Origin of the sequence: Streptomyces sp. P9-2B-2, from assembly GCF_030406865.1 — a bacterium.
GTDB classification, from domain to species: Bacteria; Actinomycetota; Actinomycetes; order Streptomycetales; family Streptomycetaceae; genus Streptomyces; species Streptomyces platensis.
Window position 1 is genome coordinate 20,618 of record NZ_CP129127.1, and the last position, 19,410, is coordinate 40,027.

At 68.5% G+C, this 19,410-nt stretch carries 18 protein-coding genes and 3 pseudogenes; 6 read left to right on the forward strand and 15 right to left on the reverse strand.

Features of this window, described 5'->3' with window-relative positions:
• Positions 1-277: 277 nt before the first annotated feature.
• The 9 genes from QT196_RS38625 to QT196_RS38665 all read right to left on the reverse strand — a co-directional run bounded on the left by QT196_RS38625 (position 278) and on the right by QT196_RS38665 (position 8,406).
• Positions 278-475, reverse strand: coding sequence for a hypothetical protein (locus tag QT196_RS38625; RefSeq protein WP_290356858.1), 198 nt, complete (start codon positions 473-475; stop codon positions 278-280).
• Between the two features lie 225 nt (positions 476-700).
• Positions 701-1,432, reverse strand: a complete 732-nt coding sequence (locus tag QT196_RS38630) for a hypothetical protein (protein WP_290356859.1) — start codon at positions 1,430-1,432, stop codon at positions 701-703.
• Between the two features lie 41 nt (positions 1,433-1,473).
• Positions 1,474-2,055, reverse strand: a complete 582-nt coding sequence (locus QT196_RS38635) for a hypothetical protein (RefSeq protein WP_290356860.1) — start codon at positions 2,053-2,055, stop codon at positions 1,474-1,476.
• 105 nt (positions 2,056-2,160) lie between these two features.
• A complete protein-coding gene (gene mobF / locus QT196_RS38640; protein WP_290356861.1) occupies positions 2,161-3,990 on the reverse strand; it encodes a MobF family relaxase in 1,830 nt (609 codons plus the stop codon).
• Between the two features lie 640 nt (positions 3,991-4,630).
• The gene (locus QT196_RS38645) at positions 4,631-5,314 is read right to left on the reverse strand and encodes a hypothetical protein (protein WP_290356862.1); all 684 of its coding nucleotides are present in this window, start codon (positions 5,312-5,314) and stop codon (positions 4,631-4,633) included.
• Positions 5,315-5,448: 134 nt separating this feature from the next.
• On the reverse strand, positions 5,449-6,354 hold the full coding sequence (locus QT196_RS38650) for a sigma-70 family RNA polymerase sigma factor (RefSeq protein ID WP_290356863.1): 906 nt from the start codon (positions 6,352-6,354) through the stop codon (positions 5,449-5,451).
• Positions 6,351-6,575 (reverse strand): hypothetical protein, encoded by a 225-nt coding sequence (locus QT196_RS38655; RefSeq protein WP_290356864.1) that lies wholly within the window; start codon positions 6,573-6,575, stop codon positions 6,351-6,353. Before QT196_RS38655 ends, QT196_RS38650 begins: the two co-directional genes overlap by 4 nt.
• A gap of 534 nt (positions 6,576-7,109) precedes the next feature.
• A complete protein-coding gene (locus QT196_RS38660) occupies positions 7,110-7,802 on the reverse strand; it encodes an HNH endonuclease family protein (protein ID WP_290356865.1) in 693 nt (230 codons plus the stop codon).
• Positions 7,803-8,025: 223 nt separating this feature from the next.
• Complete coding sequence (locus QT196_RS38665; RefSeq protein ID WP_290356866.1) at positions 8,026-8,406, reverse strand: DUF6193 family natural product biosynthesis protein; 381 nt, start codon at positions 8,404-8,406, stop codon at positions 8,026-8,028.
• Positions 8,407-8,572: 166 nt separating this feature from the next.
• On the opposite strand from QT196_RS38665, the gene QT196_RS38670 reads away from it, so the two are divergent.
• On the forward strand, positions 8,573-8,803 hold the full coding sequence (locus QT196_RS38670) for a DUF6207 family protein (RefSeq protein WP_290356867.1): 231 nt from the start codon (positions 8,573-8,575) through the stop codon (positions 8,801-8,803).
• Positions 8,804-8,989: 186 nt separating this feature from the next.
• On the opposite strand, the gene QT196_RS38675 is transcribed toward QT196_RS38670, so the two are convergent.
• The 3 genes and pseudogenes from QT196_RS38675 to QT196_RS38685 form a co-directional block, all read right to left on the reverse strand.
• On the reverse strand, positions 8,990-9,499 hold the full coding sequence (locus QT196_RS38675) for a hypothetical protein (protein WP_290356868.1): 510 nt from the start codon (positions 9,497-9,499) through the stop codon (positions 8,990-8,992).
• Between the two features lie 82 nt (positions 9,500-9,581).
• A pseudogene (locus QT196_RS38680) lies at positions 9,582-10,952 on the reverse strand (NF041680 family putative transposase).
• Positions 10,949-11,302 (reverse strand): hypothetical protein, encoded by a 354-nt coding sequence (locus QT196_RS38685; RefSeq protein WP_290356869.1) that lies wholly within the window; start codon positions 11,300-11,302, stop codon positions 10,949-10,951. Before QT196_RS38685 ends, QT196_RS38680 begins: the two are co-directional and overlap by 4 nt.
• 459 nt (positions 11,303-11,761) lie before the next feature.
• Here QT196_RS38685 and QT196_RS38690 point away from each other — a divergent pair, with 459 nt between their 5' ends.
• From QT196_RS38690 to QT196_RS38700, 3 genes and pseudogenes are all read left to right on the forward strand, one after another.
• On the forward strand, positions 11,762-12,661 hold the full coding sequence (locus QT196_RS38690) for an aminoglycoside phosphotransferase family protein (protein ID WP_290356976.1): 900 nt from the start codon (positions 11,762-11,764) through the stop codon (positions 12,659-12,661).
• Positions 12,662-12,859: 198 nt separating this feature from the next.
• Positions 12,860-14,319, forward strand: a pseudogene (locus QT196_RS38695) (NF041680 family putative transposase).
• A 237-nt stretch (positions 14,320-14,556) separates the two neighbouring features.
• Positions 14,557-15,398 (forward strand): annotated as a pseudogene (locus QT196_RS38700) (IS5 family transposase).
• An 84-nt stretch (positions 15,399-15,482) separates the two neighbouring features.
• Here the strand turns inward: QT196_RS38700 and QT196_RS38705 are convergent.
• Both QT196_RS38705 and QT196_RS38710 read right to left on the reverse strand, forming a co-directional pair.
• On the reverse strand, positions 15,483-15,803 hold the full coding sequence (locus QT196_RS38705; protein ID WP_290356870.1) for a hypothetical protein: 321 nt from the start codon (positions 15,801-15,803) through the stop codon (positions 15,483-15,485).
• 322 nt (positions 15,804-16,125) lie between these two features.
• A complete protein-coding gene (locus QT196_RS38710) occupies positions 16,126-16,632 on the reverse strand; it encodes a hypothetical protein (protein WP_290356871.1) in 507 nt (168 codons plus the stop codon).
• Between the two features lie 212 nt (positions 16,633-16,844).
• On the opposite strand from QT196_RS38710, the gene QT196_RS38715 reads away from it, so the two are divergent.
• On the forward strand, positions 16,845-17,495 hold the full coding sequence (locus QT196_RS38715) for an HNH endonuclease family protein (RefSeq protein WP_290356872.1): 651 nt from the start codon (positions 16,845-16,847) through the stop codon (positions 17,493-17,495).
• A gap of 454 nt (positions 17,496-17,949) precedes the next feature.
• Here the strand turns inward: QT196_RS38715 and QT196_RS38720 are convergent, their stop codons facing one another.
• Positions 17,950-18,444 carry a hypothetical protein gene (locus tag QT196_RS38720; protein WP_290356873.1) on the reverse strand — a complete coding sequence of 165 codons (495 nt, stop codon included), beginning with the start codon at positions 18,442-18,444 and terminating at the stop codon, positions 17,950-17,952.
• A 641-nt stretch (positions 18,445-19,085) separates the two neighbouring features.
• Here QT196_RS38720 and QT196_RS38725 point away from each other — a divergent pair.
• On the forward strand, positions 19,086-19,256 hold the full coding sequence (locus tag QT196_RS38725; RefSeq protein WP_290356874.1) for a hypothetical protein: 171 nt from the start codon (positions 19,086-19,088) through the stop codon (positions 19,254-19,256).
• The last annotated feature ends 154 nt before the right edge of the window (positions 19,257-19,410 follow it).

The window sequence follows — 19,410 nt, forward strand, 5'->3', positions numbered from 1 at the left end:
ACCCGATGATCTCCCCCACCACTGACAACCAACTCAGGTCATAGGGAAGAGAAGAGGGTTGTGACGATCCGGCGTGGGCCCTGAAACCGTGGTGACAAGGGGAAATGCAGGCGGGCGGGTTTCGGGCACGGAAGTGGCTTCGGCAGTGGGAACGCAAGCGTCGGCGGCAGGGCCTCACCAGGGCTTGCCCACCGCTGCGCGCAGGACGCGGACGGCACGGGCCGGGCTGCGCGCAGCGCCGGAGCGGTTACGCACCGGATGCCGGGATGCCCCGCACTCACCGCTGATGACGTCGGCGCAGGCGCGCGGACCGCCGCGGCTTCGACCGGCCGTTGGGGTACTGCCGCGATCGGCGCCGGACCGGCGGCGGCTTCGGGGCCGGGTACAGGGCCGCTCGCAGCCGGACCGCGTCGGTGAGCTGCTGGAGTCGCTCCAGTCGCTCCGGCGAGAGGTGCGGCGGGATCGGTTCAACCATGCGGGCCTCCGCGCTCGGTGAGTCGGTCCCCGCACCCTTGCCACTCCCGCTCGGTGCCGGGTCGTGCGCGTCGGCAGCGTCCCGGCAAGTGGCTCGGCGACTTCGCTGCCCGTCCCGTAGGACGGGCCTCGGCCCCGATGCGCACCGCGCGCACGACGGCGGGCCGACCGCCACGGCTGCTGGCCGCGGACCTGAGTGTGGTGGCGGTCGGCCGTGCGGGGCCGGTCAGCTCCGCTGCATCGCCTTGAGGTCGCGCAGCGTCAGCTCGTTCTTGCCGCGGTCGGCCGCGCTGCTCTGGGTCCAGGCGAGGATCGCGGGGTGTGCCTGCTCGTATGGGGCGCCGGCGGCTGTGTTCTCTCCATCGGTGTCGGCGACCTGGGTGAGGTAGGTGGCCAGGGCGTGCGGGCCGCCGCCGTTGTAGCCGATGTTGTAACCGAGGGCGTTGCGCTGCGGCAGGATCGACAGGAGCCCCTTCTCCGTCCGGGCCCAGAACAGGCCGCGGCCGGTGATGAAGCTGCTGAAGGCGTCGTCAGGGCGCAGTTCGAGCGGAGCGTAGGTCTTGTAGGACCACTGGTCCGTGCCTCCCTCGCCTACGTGCTTGAAGTGTTTGGCTACGACGGGCAGCCCGAATTCCGGGTCGTAGAAGGTCCGGCGGCACACGCAGCCCGATCCGGAGTTGGCCGACGGGCTGTTCTTGTCCTCCGTGACGCACGGGTGGAACAGGGCAGGGATCTTCATCGGCTCCACGAGCGTGCAGTGCATCGCGTTCGGCTCGCAGCGCACCAACCTGCTCAGCCACTCCTGCATGTGTGGGGTCTGGGTCTGGTTCGCCTCGATGGACACCTCGGCATTCAGCGACGTCGAGGCGATGCCGAGGCGGGCCTCGGTGTAGAGGACGAAGTTCAGGTAGCCCTTTGTCGGGTCGGTGAGGTTCAGGTCGACTGGCTCGAAGGTCAACGTGGTGCTCCAATGCGGGCCGTGCTCGGTGGGCGGCGGGGTCAGGAGACGCGGTGGTCGGGGCGCAGGGTCAGGCCGCGGTGCAGGAACTGCTCGGTGTCGTGCGTCCCGAGTCCGAGGGCGCGGGAGACGGCTGTGCCTTCGTCGTGGGCGAAGGCGAGCAGGATCTTGCGGCTGGCGGGATCGGCCATGGCCCGGCGAGCGGCTTCGACGGTGTGGGCGACGCAGCCGGTGGTGCCGTCTTCGACGATGTCCCGGCGCGTGGTGTCGTCCCAGACGTTGAGCTGGAGGTGGGCGCCCTCGGTGGAGCAGTCCTGTTTGGAGTCCGCACCGAGCACGCACCGCCCGAGCATGGCGGCGTGGGCATGGCGCTGGAGGTAGACGGCCTTGCCCAGGAGCCGGTCGACTTCCTTCTCTGTGTTCTCCCGTGCCTTCTCAGGACTGACGAGCGAGGTCTTCGGGTTGTATGGCTGCACCCGGATTTTCAGCGCCGAAAGGCTGCGGGCGAGGTCGTCGGCGACGCTGAGCAGGCCCACCAGGTTCACGTCGCCGCGCTGCCGGGGCGGGGGCAGTTCGTCGGGGTAGCTGTCGAGCGGTTCCAGCGGTTCGTGCAGGTCGGTCAAGGGTTCCTCCCGTGCCGGGTGCCAACTTCCCGATTCTCGATCCGCCCCGAGACGGAGACAGCGCGAAGGCGGAGATCAGCCACGCGCTGGCCGGTTGCCATCCCCTCAGTGGTCACGATCCGCTCCCCTGCCCTGGTCCGGCCGGGGCGTGTGGTGCTGCCGTTGGTCGGCGGAACTGGCCGCGTCGGTCGGCTGCTCGGGGTGCGGCCGGTCGGCGACGGCGCGGCGGCGGGCATCGGCGTCCCGCTTGTAGGCGGCAAACCGGGCGAGGCTCTCCGGCGAGCGCATCCACGTCGCCGGATCGGTCGTGCGGCCCTCCAACTGCTCCGGCATCGCGGCCTGCTGGTGAGCGTGGACGGCGGCGGCCTGCTGCGCCCGGGTGAGGGCTGCGTCCCGGTCTGGGTGGTCGACGGCGTGCGGTGCAGTCGCGGTCGGGGCTCCGTCCCGCGCGGGAGCGGGTGCGGTGCGGGTGGCGCGGATCGCGTTCTGCACGGCGAGGCTGGCGACCTGGGCGCGCTCGTACCTGCTCGACTCCCGGGGCGGTCTGCCGTCGGTGCCGGCGATCCACCAGCGCTTGGGCCAGGCGAAGTCGGCGGTGTAGGTGAGCTGGTCCGGCTCCGGGGTCCGGCGGCCGGGCTGGGGAATGGTGAGCTGGCGGGAGTGGCGGGTGAGGGCCGCGTCGGCGATGTAGTCGTCCAGGCCGGGCGCGAGAGCGCGGCCGCGTAGCGTCTCCAGCAGGTGCCGGCGCGCTTCGGCCAGGACATGGCGGCGGGCGAAGGTGCGGCGCACGGTGTAGACGACCGCGGCGACGTCGACGGCGGCGAGCGCGGTGTCAACTAGCGGGTCCACCCGGGCTCGGATCGCTGCACCGGCCGCCCGGCAGCGTTGAAGGAGTCCGTCGACCAGGTCCTGCCCGAAGCGCAGGATCGCGGACGCGCGCCACCACGCGCGCAGCTGGTGGAGCGGGCGCGGGGTCTTCTTCTCCGGGCGGGTGTTCTGCGCCGCCCACCACCCGAGGCCGTTGCGGCCGCGCTCGCCGGGTAGCCGCCCGTGCTTCTCCGCGTACTTGTCGGTGATGCCTTCCAGCGCGTCCTCGATCCGCTGGCGGCGGGTGGAGGACCAGGCGATCAGCTCGGAGTCGACCCCGGCTACCTCCATCACCGGGCGCAGGCCCGGCGTCACCTCACGCGGCACGGCCGCCAGCCCCAGTTCCTCGCACACCTCGGTCGTCATCGTGAGGGTGTAGAGCGTCCCGGCGGCCACGACGTGCTGGAAGAGGCGGCGGGTGTCGAGCGCACTCCACGTTCCGTCGGGGCGCTGCGCCCGGTTGAGGAGCAGGCAGTGGTCATGGAGTAGCGGGAAGCCGTCCCGGTTGTCGAAGTGCCTGAAGGAAGCGACCACCAGGGCCGGGGCCTTTGCACGCTTCCGGCCGGACGCCCAACGAGTCTGCGCGACCTCATCCTCCAGCCAGCCGAAGGTCACGGCGACGGCTCGCTCGTGCGCCCGCTCGATGATCCGGCGCGTCCTGTCATCTCCCAGGGCCCACAACACGATCAGGGATGCCTGAGGCCGGAACACGAAGTCGAGGGCGAGCAGCGGGTTCTTGATGTCCTCGATCGGCTTCCCGAGGACGGTGGCCAGACGCGCCGTGGCCGGGGCAGCGCCGTCGTCCAGGAGCTCGCGCTCGATGCGGCCGGCGTCCGGGTGCCGGCCCATCCCGAACAGCAGCTCCGCCTGCCGCTCCGTCACCGTCTGCCCGGCAGTGAGCCCGAGCGCGGGCAGGCCACGGCCCATCCACACCCCGGGCGGGAGCCCGGCCTGCTCCTGGGCGTCCTTGATCGGTGTGCGGGCCGCACGGCGGCCGTCGCCGACGACCACACCCCGCAGGTAGTACCGCCAAGCGTTCCCCGGCTGAACCTTCGCGACGCTGATCATCCCCACAGGAGACACCGGCTCTGACCTGCGAAAAAGCGCGATCCCGTGGGGCGGGAGGGTTCACCAGAACTTCACGGCCGATCCCGCACGGCGGGCGCAGGCGGCGATGTCGCGCCCGCCCGGCGAACACCGTCTTTCGCACTCACGGCCCCTACAGAGGGCCATGCAAATGCTGCGCGGCGACCAGTCACCCACGCCTCACACACCCCAACCACCGACGACAAACGACTCCACGTCAATCCGCGCGCCCCCACGTACCGCTCCCCATCGACCAGCTACAGACGCCGCCCCTGCGCCACGTCACCAACTCCCTTCAGGTTCTGCCCCGCTTCACCGCCGATCTGGACCGCCTCACCCCCGAACAGCGCCGCGTCGTCACCCGCGCCTTCGTGCCCGACCTCCGCACCGGAGGCTGGTTCCGCGCCGGTCTCCGCATCAAGCGTGTCCGCTGCGCGCCGGGCGTCTACGAGCTCACCTGGTCCGGGGGCGGCCGGGCGCAACCGTGGGGCCGTCGCTAACTGGGCCCGCGGCCTCGACCTGCTGTAGTCCGTGCCGAGTATCTGTTGCCGGGTGTGGAGTCAGCAGCGGTCGCTGCTGACTCCACACCCGGGACGCCTCGGCGCCGCGCGCGCGGTGGTGATCAGCGTGTCGCTGTCTCGCCCATGTGCCAGTTGCATCCTTCCGTGCGTAGGTCACGGGCGGTGTCGTGCCGTGCGCGGGTCGAGGTTTTCGCACGAGCGGGGAGTCGGCTGGGGACGTCGGGCCGGTTGGCGGCCGCGGTGAGCAGGGTGCGGATTCTGCGGGCGAAGTTGGGCCCCGGCATGGGCAGTTCCATGTCGGGCTCGCGGAGGTACCCGACCGCCACGGCGGTGGGCATGTAGTCCATGAGTTCGGTGACCGCGGCGGTGCGGGGACGGCTGGTGTGCTTGGAGAGGTGGCGCAGGACGCGCAGGATCGTGGTGGTGGAGGCGCTGGCGATGGAGACGCTGGCGATGCGGTCACGGTTGGTGGTGTCGGTTTGTGGTGGGGGCTGGACGTCGTCGGTCTGGTGATGCCACCACTGGGCGGTGTCGTCCTCGCCGAGGGAGAGGTGGTGGAGGTAGAGGCAGTAGGCCGCGGCTGCTTGTCCGGCGCCGGCGGCGTACTGCCACCAGAAGCGGGCGCCGCCGTCGGTGTTGGTCAGCTGCAGGACGCAGGCGAGGATCAGTGCGCTGCGGGGCTCGGGCACCTGGTCGGTGACGAAGCCGGTGATGGCGGTGGCGGGGGTGTGCGTGACGAGGGTTTCGCACAGTGCGCGCAGGTCTTCGGCTGCGGCGTTGGGCATGGTGTCTGTCGTGGCCGATGCGACGTCGAAGGGGGTATCCGGGTCTTTGCCGGGGTCGGAGCGCGGAACGACGTCGCGTGGTACGAGGCGGTCAGGTACCAGCAACGCCCGGGAAAGGATCTCTTCTAGCGGTGTCATGGGGTGGGTCCTCCGGTCTCGGGCGGTAGGTAGATGGCGCGCTCCAGGTAGCGGACGGCGTGACGTTCGTCGGACAGGACGGCGGCCAACGGGACACCGAGGAGGGCGGAGACGTTCTCGGGTGGGAGCCCGCACAGGTGACGCAGCACCATGACGTCGAGCTGGGCGTCGGGCAGTTTGCTGATCGCCTTGAACAGCTCCAGGCTTTCTGCCACTTGGGCCAGGCGGTCGGTCTCGGAGGTGCGGCTCCGCAGGGCGACGGTGTCGAACGCCGCGGGTCCGAGCTCGGGTCGGCTGTCCAGGTGTGGTGTCTTGGACATGACGGTGGCGCGCAGGATGTTCCAGGCGTAGCGGCGGATGTCGGGGCTGGCGAGTGCGTCGTTCCAGTACAGCCAGAGGATGTCGAAGGTGCTGGCCACCGCGGCGTCGCGCGGGTCGTCGAAGAGGAAGACCTGGGCGTAGCGGCGGTAGTCCATCTCCACCATCTGGCGAAGGGCTCCGTGCTCCAGGGGTGGCTTGGGGTTCGCGGTGGCCAAGGTGGTTTTCTCGGTGGAGCGGTCGATCCACTCGCGGGTCTTTTGGGCGTCGAGCGCTGCCTGTCGCCAGAGGCGGTACAGGGGCCAGGTGGGCATGTTCAGCTCGGTGGACAGTCGGTAGATGACTTCCCACCGCGGGTACAGTCCCACGCCGCGCAGCATCTCGGAGAGTTTGGACTTGGCCAGCAGGACCCTGTCGCTGAGGTGGCTGAGGGTCCGTCCGCTGGCGAAATAGCTCTCACGCATCGGCTCCAGCCAGGCCCGGTGCGAGCTGCCGACGCAGTCCGCGATCGGGCCGAGCTTGCGGCCGGGGCGTGCCTGTGCCGGCCCGGGGGCCGGCACAGGTGACTCGAAGGGCGTCGTCACGGGGCGGCGTCCTCCTCGTCGGATACCCCCACCATGCCCTGCCCTGAAGTCGACGCGTTCCGCGAGCGGGTCGCACGAACGATCTGCTGCACGGTCAGCGCCAAGGCCGGGGCGAGCCAGGCGACGACGGACACGTGGCCCATCGCCGTCATCACCACGCTCCACGCGAACACCACCATGGTGACCAGCAGAACCGTGGTCACTATCTTCCTGAGGTCCATCACACTCCTTGAGGTCGGCCGCGGCCATCCGGAGAACCGCGCGTCAATGCGCCCTCAACAGGCGGGTGCCGAACCGCCGTTGAAAGGGACCTCAGCATTCACGACACCCGCCAGTAACACCACGTGATCAAGGAATCACGGAACATTGCGGGTCGTGGAGTGTTCAGCGAGCGCCCTCAGATGACCGTTCCGGCGCTCGAAATCGGCAGCCTGGCAGCGCTCCGGGTGGAAGTTCCCGATTTTCCTTGCAATCCCCCCGGCTACCCCCGTCAATGGATGCAGGACACCTTGGTGTCGGCCTTCCATCCGGAAGAGGCCCGCCCCGTGCCGAGTACAAAGGGGGCGAGCCTGGCCGTTCCCGCCTGGCCGCTGTTGGAGGCCAGGCGGGAACGGGCGCGTCCCGCAGGACGCGATGAACGTAGCTCAGGGCACTGACAACGCCCCGGGGACGCCCGATCGCGGCAACCTGACCTTTCCCGCACGGCCTGAGGGACAGAGATGTCCTCACTTGGGGCACCTGGGAGTCGCGGCGCTCTACGATGCCGGCGTGAACGTCAGCGTCGCGTCCCTGCAGCCCGCGGCGACCGTGCGCAGAGCCTTGGCCTCGGCACGGTCAACGGTCAGCTGCCACCGCAGCTTCGTTGCGACCCAGTCGGTGGCGTAGGTGCAGGTGGCGTCCTTCGCCGGCGGCATCCACTCGGAAGGATCCTTGTCACCCTTGGTCCGGTTGGGCCCCAGGCTGACCGCGACGAGACTGCGCTCCGCGCCCAGGTCGTTGGCGTACTGCTCACGGCGCTGCGCGGTCCATTTCGAGGCGCCGGAGTCCCAGGCTTCGGCGAGGGGGACGACGTGGTCGATGTCGAGCTTGCGGGCGTCGGTGATGGTCTTGTCGTCGTAGTACGAGCGCCAGCTGCCGCCGGTCAGCTTGCAGCTCTTGCCCTGGCGCGGCTTCTTCACCGCTTCGGCCAGGAGGACTTCCTTGCGGGTGTCGCAGCCGTCGTGGTCCGCGTCGGTCCACAGACGGAATTTGTCCCGCTCGTATCCGGCACGGGCCTCGCGGGACACGTTCAGCCGCCCTACCGCGTCCGTCAGACGAAGGCTGCCGTTCTTGCCGCCGGAGGGCGAGGTGCTCGGGTCCGCCGACGGCGGCTTCGCATCCTCGTGGGAAGTGCCGGGAGTGCAGGCGGCCGCGGACAGGACCAGCAACGGGCAAACCAGAGCAGCCAAGCGGCGCGCGGAAAACATAGGGCTCCCAGGTCAGATGAGAACGTCAGCTCCATGGGTCTACCCATCGCACCAGGGCCCGTCAACCGCGAAATCGCTGCCATGAGCGGCCCCTCACGCCACTGCCGCGCTCCGACGACTTCAACGGACACCGTCACCGCCCACGTGCCAGGGCCTCCCCACTCAGGTCGAACTGCTCCGCCAGCGGGAGTGTTTGCTTGGTGGTCTACTCCCGGTCGCTGCTCGGTTCTGGCCACGGCCCTTCGATGGCAGGGCCGCAGTCATTCGGCAGATGGGCGACGACGAGCGCTGCGGCTTCCTGCGGAGTCTCCGTCTCGCCAAGGAGTTCGGCGTAGCCGGTGGCGTACACCTTGTACGGCGTGGTGCAAGCGATGAAGGGCAGGTCGTTGCTCCACGGGAAGTCGGTGTTGCGGTGGAAGGTGAGGCAGCCGTGGCTGAGGAAGGGGAACAACTGGCGCAGGCGTGGCTCGGCGGACGCAGCTTCAATCGCCCCAGGACTGCCGCCTCGGCGTGCGTCAGGATGGTGCTCCAGCAGCTGGCGCCAGGTCGTCTCGACCACGGTTTCCGTACTCATGTTGTCGATCATGGGGAGCAGTGCGTACCCGAGCAACCCTCAGTGGTCAGCACGAGCACCTTCATGAACGCGCCTTCGCTCCGTCGCCGCGCTCTGGTGATGCTCTCCCCGAGCCACGTCCGGGTGACTTCCGCCGTCGCGACGAACTCTCCGGTCGGCGAAGGCCGTCTGTGTGGTCATGAAGATCTCTGAAGAGCACCTGAGCGAGCCGGGCCTTGTCGTCATCGACATCACCGCGGCCGACGAAGCGACCGCCACCGAAGCCGCAGCGGCGCTCGGCGGGCTGTGGCTCTCCAGCGGCCCCTCCGCCCCCTGGCGCACCCCCGGCCAGGCCAGCGTCACTATCCGCGCCTATGCCGACCTTCGCCGTGCACCCCTGCCGGCGACAGCCGGCCCCGGCACCTGCTGAACACCCCGTCGCCAACAGTTCCTCAGGGACGGGTAGCTACCGCATCGACTCCGGCTCTACGCAGCTTGCGGGCGAGGTACTCCACCTCGGGCAGCGTTCCTGAGCTTTGCGTTTTAACCTCTGACTCGATCAGTTTTTGGCTGGTCGAGGCAGACAAGAGAGTCGCACGGAGCTGAGCGCCAGCTCTCAATCTTCATGCGACACACCGAGGTCGTGGCGCATAGCGGTTCTCATAGTCCGGAGCATCTCCCAGACCTCGTACTGGGCCTGGGCTGCGGTCTCCATCGTTTCGCCTGGTTCGGAGGCACCGCGTTCGAGGCGCTTGACCTGGCCGTAGACCTTGTTCAGGGCCTGGTTGACGACACTCGCTCGCCTGAGTATTTCTTCGGGGGCGGCCATCTGTGCTTCGGAGTATCGATCGCGGTGCGCGTTCTTCGCTTCCTCGAGTGCGTCGCTGTCGGCCTCCGCCACGCCGCGTTCCCTCATGACGTGCAGGTGACGGTTGAGTGCGGTGGTGAACTGCCGAGCATCCCGGTTGAGTTCCACATAGCAGGTGCGTCGCAGCGAACGGGCCTCGCGGACCTCCTCATGGTCTCGAACGAGCTCTATCTCCAGGCGCTTCGCTCGTTCGGAGCCGCGCTGGGTGAGTAGCGCCCCTCCCAGGGTTCCTGCGACGCCTGCGACAGCGATGATCACTGAGCTGAGATCCACCGACGTACCCCGTGAAATTCTTCGGCCTCGTGCCCGCTGCACATGACCCAGGCCGTCAAGTTTGCCGCTACTCGGTGCGCCGGGGTTTGGTGCCCTTCTTGTGGTGGGCGGGGCGGCTGTATGCCTCGCCGGTGGCCAGGGCTCTGCCCACGTCATGACGGGTGGCTGGGCGGCGGTTCTTCGAACCCGGCGGCCGGCCAGGCCCCGGACGAGACGGTTTCGGTGCTCTGGCCGGGGAGCCGGTCTTCGTGCACAGGTTCCTGAACCCCCTGCGGACCCGGGCGGGCGTGAGCCTGTTCGGCGGAGCCGGTTTCTCCCAGGGCCGCCGGAGATCGGTGGCCAGCGGCAGCGCGAGCCGGAGCTGGGCATAGGCGGCGATCACCAGCCACGTCCACCGGTCGGCAGCCTCCGAGCTGCGGAGACGGGGCTTGGTCCACCCAAGTGTCTGCTTGAGCAGGCGGAAAGTGTGCTCCAGGCCGAAGCGGCGAAGGAAGGACTGCCAGCAGCGGTCGACATCGGCCTTGGTGTCAGCGGTGCCCGACCACCACAGCCAGACCGGGTTGTTCACCCGCCGCTGGGCAGCTTCTGCACGGTCAGGCGGATGACGGTGCCTTCGATGATGGGTAGCGGTCCGTCGTAGTCGATCCAGGCCGCCCGGCGGGTGAGCCACGGGTGCAGGCGGTCCCATGCCTGCGCGGTCGCCTTGCCGTAAAGGCGGGTGTCGGTGGTCGTCACGGCCTGCTCAATACCCCACGTGGAGGGGTCACCGAAGACGAACTCGCCTCCGTGCTTGGGTGGTCGGCCGCCCTTGGGGTCGTAGACCCGCGGCGGTATCGGCCGGCGCATGACTCGGTCGGAGCGGAGTCTGCCGAGGATCTCGACGGGCAGATCGGTCAGCAGGTGGGCGATGCGGGGTGCGTCGTATCCGGCGTCCAGCACGACCAGGACTTCTGGGTCGCCCGGCTTCCACTGGTCGGCGGCGACGAGCCGGTCGACCAGCTCGCGGAGCTGGGCCGTGGTCACCGCGGCAACGTCCGCGCCGGGCTCCAGACGAACCGCGTCCAGCACCGCCGTCCACGACGTCCGGCCGGTCTCCAGCGCAGCCACGATCGAGTACGGCCAGCCCGGGACCATCTGATGCTTGCCCTCACCCCGGCCGAAGGTGTGGCAGAAGGACCGGTCAGCGCAGGTGTTGGCGTCCGGCCGCCGCCCTCGGCAACGGCATCCCGGCCAGGGCCCGACGCAGCCGGGCGATATCGATCCGCCCCTGGTTGAGGCCGTCGTAAAGAGCCCCGTGCCCGCGGCGGTGTTCCGGCGCGCGTGCCAGGTCGACGAGCGTCCGCACCGGCCCGTCCGTGCACAACAGCGCGTCGCATAACTCGAACAGGGCGTCGCCCCGTGCGGTCACAAGCTCAAGGCTTCCGCGCCTTGCAGTCAAGGCAGGCGAGTAGCGTCAAGCGTGCCGTCCTCGTGAATTTCGAGACGGATCGGCTCCTCGTCCCGCCTGAGCGGCAGCGTCTGCGGTTTCGCCTCGACCCCGTCTTCCCATGTGACTGAGAGGGTCTGCGGGGACGTGCTGGTGTCCACCTCCATGAAGGCCACGCCGAGGTTTGTGTGAACGCACAGCGCTCCCCAACCGTCCCCCTTCTTGGGAACCCAAATCCAGTCATCGACAGGCTCATGGTCCTTGCTCGGCTTGACAACCCTGCTATATGGCGGATCGCTCTGATGCACCATCGTGAGGTAGTGCTCGGTTCCGTTCCTGATCTGCTTGATAGTGGCAGCCACCAGAAACTCCTTCGCATGGGGTAACTCTGCTTTTCTCCAGCTACACACAGGGCAGTGGCGATCGCACGAGCCATTACTCCAGTCGAGTGCACAGGTATCGGGGCACGTTAGGTCCCCGGCCGGCCCGGCCCGCAAGATCGCGCTCTCGGACAGCACGCCACCGGGTGGCGTCCTCGTGGGACAGGTCGCGCCGGGCCGCGTGTCGCACATGACTGCCACCATCGGGGACGTTCCGGCCGCGGCGGCGGCGCGAACGAGAGAAACCGCGCTGGCCCCCTCTCGGCCGGCGAAGGGGCCGCCACGTCGTCACTGTTCAGTTCGCAAACAGCTTCTCAGCTTGTCCTTTAACCTCCCCATGCCCAGTGAGCCGAGAAAACCGGTCGACAGGCGAGGGCGCGACGCAATGTGATAGCTCCGAGTGCCCGCCGCATGTAGCGGGCCGATCTCGGGAGCTTGCTGTTGGTGACCGGAAGGATCGCGGAGACGCGCCCCGCGATCGACGCCGCGCTGGTCAGGCGCTTGGTCGATAAGCAGTTCCCCCGGTGGGCCGATCTGCCCCTGGGACTGCTCGATCCGGCCGGTTCGGACCATGTGATCTACCGGCTGGGAGACGAGCTGTCCGTGCGGCTGCCCCGCCACGCCGGGGCCATCGGACAGGCCAGGAAAGAGTATGAGTGGCTGCCCAGGCTCGCCCCGCACCTACCGCTGGCCATCCCCGTACCGGTGGCGGTGGGAGAACCCGACTTCGGCTATTCATGGCCGTGGGCAGTCTCCCGCTGGCTGGACGGCGAGGTAGCGACCGTTGAGATGCTGGCAGACTCGTCTCAAGCCGCCGTAGAATTGGCGGAGTTCCTGAAAGCCCTCCAACAGTTCGCGCCCGGGGCCATCCCAGCCCAGGACGCCGGCAAGGACCTCACCGCCTGGCCCCTGGCTGACCGTGACCGTGCCACGCTGGCCGCCATCGAGAAGGTCAGCGGGGCGTTCGACGCCGTGGCGATGACCGAGCTGTGGGACGCTGCGCTGAGCGCTCCCGGATGGGCTGGCCCGCCGGTGTGGTTCCATGGCGACTTCCACACCGGCAACCTGCTGACTGTCGACGGCCGCCTCAGCGCGGTCATCGATTTCGGCGAGCTGGGAATCGGCGACCCGGCCTGCGACCTGACGATTGCCTTCACCCTGATGTCGGCCCAAAGCCGGGATGCGTTCCGTGCCGCGCTCGGTGTGGACGACGCCACGTGGCTGCGGGGTCGCGGCTGGGCCCTGGCGACCGGCCTGAACGCCTATATCGCCTACGCTGCTTTCAACCCCCGGGTTGCCGCGCAGACCACCAGACAGATTACTGAGGCACTCATCGGTTGAGCCTTGACGGTTGGCGCCGGGGCAATGGTCCCTTTCTCTGCCAGGTCGTTCAGCTGCACTCGGTGAGGGAAGCATGAGCTGCTCTCCAAGGGACCTGAGTCGAACGAGACTCGAACTTGATCGGCGTTTTCGCAGTTCAGCGGATGTGAAAGCGGCCTTCGTCTGATCCTGTGCTCCGACCAAGGTGCACCGATCGAGATGAAGGCCGTGAAGGTGAGTCTGCTGCCTGGCACCGGTCGCGGGCAGGCGTTCGCGAAAGCGTCACGCCTCCGGGACGACCTATTCGACTGTCCGACCGCTCGCGGGGACGAACTGTTCGAGCTGACCGATGCGTTGCTGTGTGCGGACGGGCCGGTGAGGGCGCCGGTGGACCTGACGCTGGTGGCCGAGCACCGGCGCGGGCACGGCGCCATGTACGACGCGCTGAACAGCGGGAACGTCGATGTGCACCGGCTGCGGCAGGTGCTGGCCGACCTGCCCATGCCGCAGGCCGCCGACGGGCGCCTGGTCCTCGCAGTCGACATCAGCCACTGGCTCCGCCCGGACGCCCCGACCAGCGCCGACCGCCTGTTCTGCCACGTCTACGGCCGCAGCGGCCGGTCCTCGGACCAGTTCATACCCGGCTGGCCGTACTCGTTCATCGCCGCCCTGGAATCGGGCCGGACGTCCTGGTGTCAGCTCCTGGACGCCGTCCGTCTCGGTCCGGACGACGACGTCGCCGAGGTCACCGCCGCCCAGGTCCACCGGGTGGTCGTGGACCTCATCGAGATGGGCCAGTGGCACGTCGGCGACCGCGACATTCTGGTCGCCTTCGACGCTGGCTACGACGCCCCGCGCATGGCCCACCTCCTGTCCGGGCTGCCGGTGGAGGTCCTGGGCCGGATGCGCACGGACCGGGTGATGCGCAAGCCGGTTCCGGTGCCCTGGATCTCCCCTCCGCAAGGCGGGCGGCCTCCGAAGCACGGCAAGGAGTTCCGCTTCGCCAAGCCGGAGACCTGGGGCGAGCCGGACGCGGCCACGGTGCAGGTCACCGACCGGTACGGCCAGCCGGAGCCATGGCCTGGGACCGCATCCACCCCCGCCTGACCACCCGTTCCGCGTGGATCGACCACACGGGCGCACTCCCGGTCATCGAGGGCACGTTGATCCGCCTCCAGGTCGACCGTCTGCCCGGTGGCCACGACCCGCTGCCGATCTGGTTGTGGTCGTCGGCCACCGGCCTGAGCGGCGAGGACGTCGACGTGCGCTGGCAGGCGTTCCTGCGCAGGTTCGACCTGGAGCACACCTTCCGGCTGATGAAACAGACCCTGGGATGGACCCGTCCGAAGCTCCGCACTCCCGAGGCCGGAGACCGATGGACGTGGCTCGTGATCGCCGCCCACACCCAGCTCCGGCTCACCCGCGAAGCCGTGGCGGATCTCCGGCGCCCCTGGGAGAAGCCGACCGAGCCCGCACGACTCACGCCGGCCCGCGTCCGCCGGGGGTTTCGGAACCTCCGCCCACATCTTGCCTGTCCGGCCCGTGCACCGAAACCCTCAACACCCGGACCAGGAAGACCACTTGGATCCAAGCATCGCCGCCCCGCGACTCGCTATGACGTCGGGAAAATGACCAAGCGACCCGAGAGCATCATCGAGCGCGACAGCCTCAGAGGTTAAAAGACAAGCTGAGAGGGCGTTTTGCTGCTTTCTGGCATGATTTGCGGAGAAAACTGGTGAGTGATCGATGGGAATGAAGGGGCATTTGTTGTTCCCGTGATGGATGGGGCCGGGGACGGAGTGTTGCGCTCCCTCTGCTCCTGATTCATCCAAAGACGCGCCGCTTCACTCCCAATGCCCTGAGCAGCCGGACGCACGCTCTGTCCGACGGCGCGCGACCTCCGCTACCCCGGAAACATGAGTGAACGGCGCCGCCGGTACCCCAGTGATCTGTCCGACGCCCGCTGGGCCCTGGTCGAGCCGCTCCTGACGCGATGGCTGGAAGAGAAGGCGCGGCACGGGCTCAACATCGGCACCCCGCCCCGGCACGACCTGCGCGACCTCCGCGACGCAGTGTTGTACGTGGCCCGCACCGGCATCCCGTGGCGCTACCTCCCCCACGACTACCCGCACTGGAACACCGTCTACCACTACTTCGGGCGCTGGGAGAAGGACGGCATCTTCGAGCAGCTCAACGCCCTGCTCCGGCGCCGGGTCCGCGAAGATGAAGGACGCGCACCGGAGCCGACGGTCTGCGTGATCGACAGTCAGAGCGTCAAGACCTCAACCATGTCCCCGCCGCTGACCAGGGAGTCGATGCAGGCAAGAAGATCGTGGGTCGGAAGCGGAGCATCGTGATCGACACGACCGGCCTGCTTCTGACCGTGGTGGTTACCGCTGCGAGCATCCAGGACTCGGTCGCCGGCGAGACCCTGCTCGACCGAATCGCCGCTGGCCACCCCACCATCCGCAAGGGCTGGGCCGACCGCGGCTACCGCGAATACCTCGTCGACCACGCCGCCCGCCTCGGCATCGATCTCGATGTCGTCCGCCGCGCTCCCGGAACCAGGGACTTCACCGTGCTTCCGCGCAGGTGGACAGTGGAACGCACCCTGGGCTGGCTGATACACCACCGCCGCCTGGCCCGGGGCTATGAGGCCCTCCCCGCCCGCTCCACCGGCATGAACTACGTCGCGATGATCGCCCTCATGGCCCGCCGCCTCACCAAAGAATCCACCCCAACCTGGCGAGGCGGTTGAACCATTGCCGGAGCCTCATCTCGATATGCCAAGGCGCCATAGCCGTGACCACCCAATTGGGACCGGCAGCGCCGCAGCGAGTGGTCATCGCCGCGACGCTGAGGTCTCCGGGGACCGCCCGTAGGCCAGAGCGAAAGCATTGCGCACTGCTACGTGTCCGACCGCGTGGAAAGACTCGGGGCGAGAATCTATGTCGTGGAGGCGCATGCTGCGCAATACAACCGCGACCGCCACAGTGGTGCCGCTCCCCAGCTCAGCCAGCTCTTCGCGGATTCCGGTTTCGAGCGCGGTTTGATAGGTGGCTATCTCTGACTGACTGAAAGCTTCCCGCCTGTCTATGTCCAGATGGGTGGCTACCTGGAACGTGATGCCCTCCTCCCAGGGCTCGAAGTCCACGGTGACCACTGCCCAATCGTGGGGGTGACCGGTATGAAACGCATATGTAGCTCGGACACCCCGGATGGGACGGGGAGGGAACGTTCTGGCCTTGGAGTCCACGCGACCACGGTAGTCGGAGGAGTGACGGAAACGGCCTCTGCCTGCATCTTGCTGATCGAACCAGCGACATGACTACTTGTGTGACACCTACCGTCCTTCCGCTCGCCTGGGACGAAGCATCGGGAGAAAACGCCCTCTGAGTAGGCCCCTGCCAGCACCTGGCCCAGGAGGGCCTTGGCGTCCGTCAGGCCGGCGTCGGGCCGCGTCAACTGATGAACACGAGCCGGAGTCAGCCGTGTCCAGCCGATGATTGCCGATTCAGGAAACGTGCGGCTGCCTCGATCGCTTCACTCTTGAGCTTTGCGACGGGTACTCCCCAGTTCTCGTCCCAGTCGTCGAGGTTGTACGCACACACGACGAGCGAATGCAGCTCGTCGGGGTAATCGAGGTCCCAGGCGACGTCACGCCAGATCCGGAAAGCGCCGGCCGCAGCGTCGAGGGAACCGTCCACCATTTGACCAGCGAGCCAGTAGGCCAGGGCCCACCTCGCTGCCCGGGCATCGGCGGGAACGTCGACGTCGAGCCCCAGCTCGTACAGCACCCGCTCGAAGAGGTCCGGCGCCTCGAGCTCTTCATTGCGCCCAAGGCCGGCCAGCATCGCAAGGGACTCGCTCTCGACCCCTGCAAGCAGTGCGTCCAGACCGGCCTGAATGAGCGTTTCGGACCCGACGTATCCGCCGAACGCCCGCTCGTGCGCGAGACGGCTCAGCTCCTTGAGCGCCTCATCATGAGTCACCGGGCCTCCTGTCGGCGGGACTGAACCGCAGCCTCCTATAGCCGCGACAACTGACTTCCTACCCCAGGCGATCGGTGCCGGCCTGCTGCCTTCAGCTGGCCAAGCAGGGACACCGACGTGAGTTTACGGGGCCGGTATGACTACCCACTCCCCCGAGTTACCGTCATCCGGATCCTGCACGGCGGCCAGCACGCCGGCGCTATCAACAAACCATGATCAAGACGATTGCCCGCGCCCTCACGGCCGCAGCCCTCGCCCTTCTGCCGCTGGCCACGACTACCCCCGCTCAAGCCGCTGAGACACTCAGCCTCCACGACGGCATCGAAGCCCTCCCCCAGGCCGCCGAATCCCGAGACGGCTACGAGCGCACCAAGTTCAAGCACTGGATCGACGAGGACAAGGACGGCTGCAACACCAGGGCGGAAGTCCTCCTCGCCGAAGCCGTCACCCAGCCCACCCTCGGCACCGGCTGCAAAATCACCGGCGGAACCTGGCGCTCCTACTACGACGACACCACCGTCCAGGGGCCGTCCGGCCTCGACATCGACCACATGGTGCCCCTGGCCGAAGCCTGGGACTCCGGCGCCTCCCAATGGACCGCCGCCCGCCGCCAGGCCTACGCCAACGACCTCGGCGCCGAACGCTCCCTGGTCGCCGTCACCGCCAAGAGCAACCGCTCCAAAGCCGACCAGGACCCCGCCCAGTGGATGCCGCCGACCGCCGACGCCCAGTGCACCTACCTGTCCGACTGGGTGAGCACCAAGCTCCGCTGGTCACTGACCGTCGACCGCGCTGAGCGCGACACCCTGCGCCGGCTCGCCGCCGGCTGCGAGAACACCGACGTGGAGTTCGAGCGGGTGTAGCACGCGGAGTTGGGCGCAGCGGCCTTCCCGCTGCAAGGTCGGGACATGGTGGTGCGCCGCAGGGCAGGCCCCTGCGGCGCACCACTCCCGACAGACGCTCGGCTCCTGCGTGCCGACGTACGGAATAGTGGAGCTGGACTTCGAGTCGTTGCCCGCACAGTTGGAAGCTTCTGGGCGGCGGTAATGTCAACAGGTCACATCGGGCGATGGATCACGTGAACGGGGTGAGCGCTATGGACGGAGATGGCAGTGGGGGCGGCCATCATCATCACCATGGCGGTGCTTCCGACAACGGGGACGGTGGAGGCGGGGGCTCCTCCGGCCTCTGGGTGTTCCTTGCCTCGGTCGTGACTGCGATCGTCATGTTCGTCTGGGCCCACCACTGATCACAGGTTGCGGGCAGAGGAGCGCGACCCGCAGCTGATCGAAACCGTCCGTCTCTGGCTCGGCCGAGTCAGGCGGCCCGACGCAGCAGCACCACGACCGAGGCGTCGTCCCGGTAGCCGTCGTCATCGGTCTCTGCTGCGGCGACCAGCGCGTCCGCCAGTGCCTGCGGCTTCCGTGGCTGCGGCATCAGGTTCTCGCCGGCCAGGTGCAGCACATCAAACGCGACGAAATGAGCAGGTGCCTCGCGGATCTCGCGAGCAACCGTGGCAGCGGTGCGGTTGAGCCGGCGCTGCAGCCGGTCGAAGGCCAGCCGGCCCTCATGCCAGACCACCAGCTCGCCATCAAGGAGAACCCCGCTGTCGGGCAGGTCCCGTTCCGCGGCCGCCGCGATGTCGCCGAACGCCACCGTCAACGCGGTGCCTCGCCGCGAGCGCAACTCCACCCGGCCGTCCGGATGGCGGGCGAGCAGGCACCGATACCCGTCCCACTTGCCCTCGTAGGCCACCCCGGCCAACGGAAGCACATCGACTGGCACCGCCAACATCGGCTCGGGAACCCGCATACCTCACCCCTACCCCTGCCAGTACTGATGGCACGGCACGCCGGGCCAGATGCCCAGGCAGGCCACCAGCCGGTCGCCACAGTGCAGGGCTGTAGCAGCGTGAGCGCCTGGCCAAGTTCGCCCCGCGGGTGCAGCACCCGAAGTCGACTGGCCCGCGCTGCGCATCTCCTCGGCCGGGCCCATGGCGGGAATGGCCGATGGTCCCACGCCATGGCCGATGCGCCTGCCTGGATCAGGGAGCATCCATCGGTCGGACAGCTGTACATCGGCCAGATGACCGCTCACGGCGCTCCGGCGAGCCTGCCTCTCCACGCGGATACCCAGCTTGCTTCCGCCCCGGATACCCCGGGTACGACGCAGTACAGCGGATACCCGAATGCTTACCTCCACCCGGATACCCGCAGGTGAGCAGGGTTTATTCGCTGCGCGTCGGACGCGGCATCACAGCGCCGCAGCGCATCGGCCACCCCGCCGTGCGCTGCACACCGCACCAGAGCGAAGCGAGCGGATCCCCCCCGGTGGCCAGGCGGGTCGGATACCGAATGCTTACCCGCGCTGTGTCCGAAGTCGGACGGGTGACTCGGTCAGCCAGACCTCGATCGGCCATGCCCAGCGTGATGGCCGATCGCTCAATATCGGTCATGGCCGGTGGCCGATACTCGGCTGCGGCCTCCGGATCGGCCATCGGCCACCGCTTCGAGGGCAGTTCCACCATGGCCGATCCAGCAGCGATGACCGGTCAGCAGCCACGCAGACGCTCCAACCAGCCCCGTACGCGCGAGCGCGATGGGGGTGCGGCGGTGGGCGGGTAGGACGGGGGCGGCGGGATGGCCGGACCGCTGCGCCCTTCGGGAAGAGCTCGAAGTCGACATAGCCGAGGAACATCCCCGAGGACGTGTCCGCGCAGATCCACTCCCCCACCTTGCAACGCACAGCGACCCTGACCTTCGCTGACCCCGCCCCCCG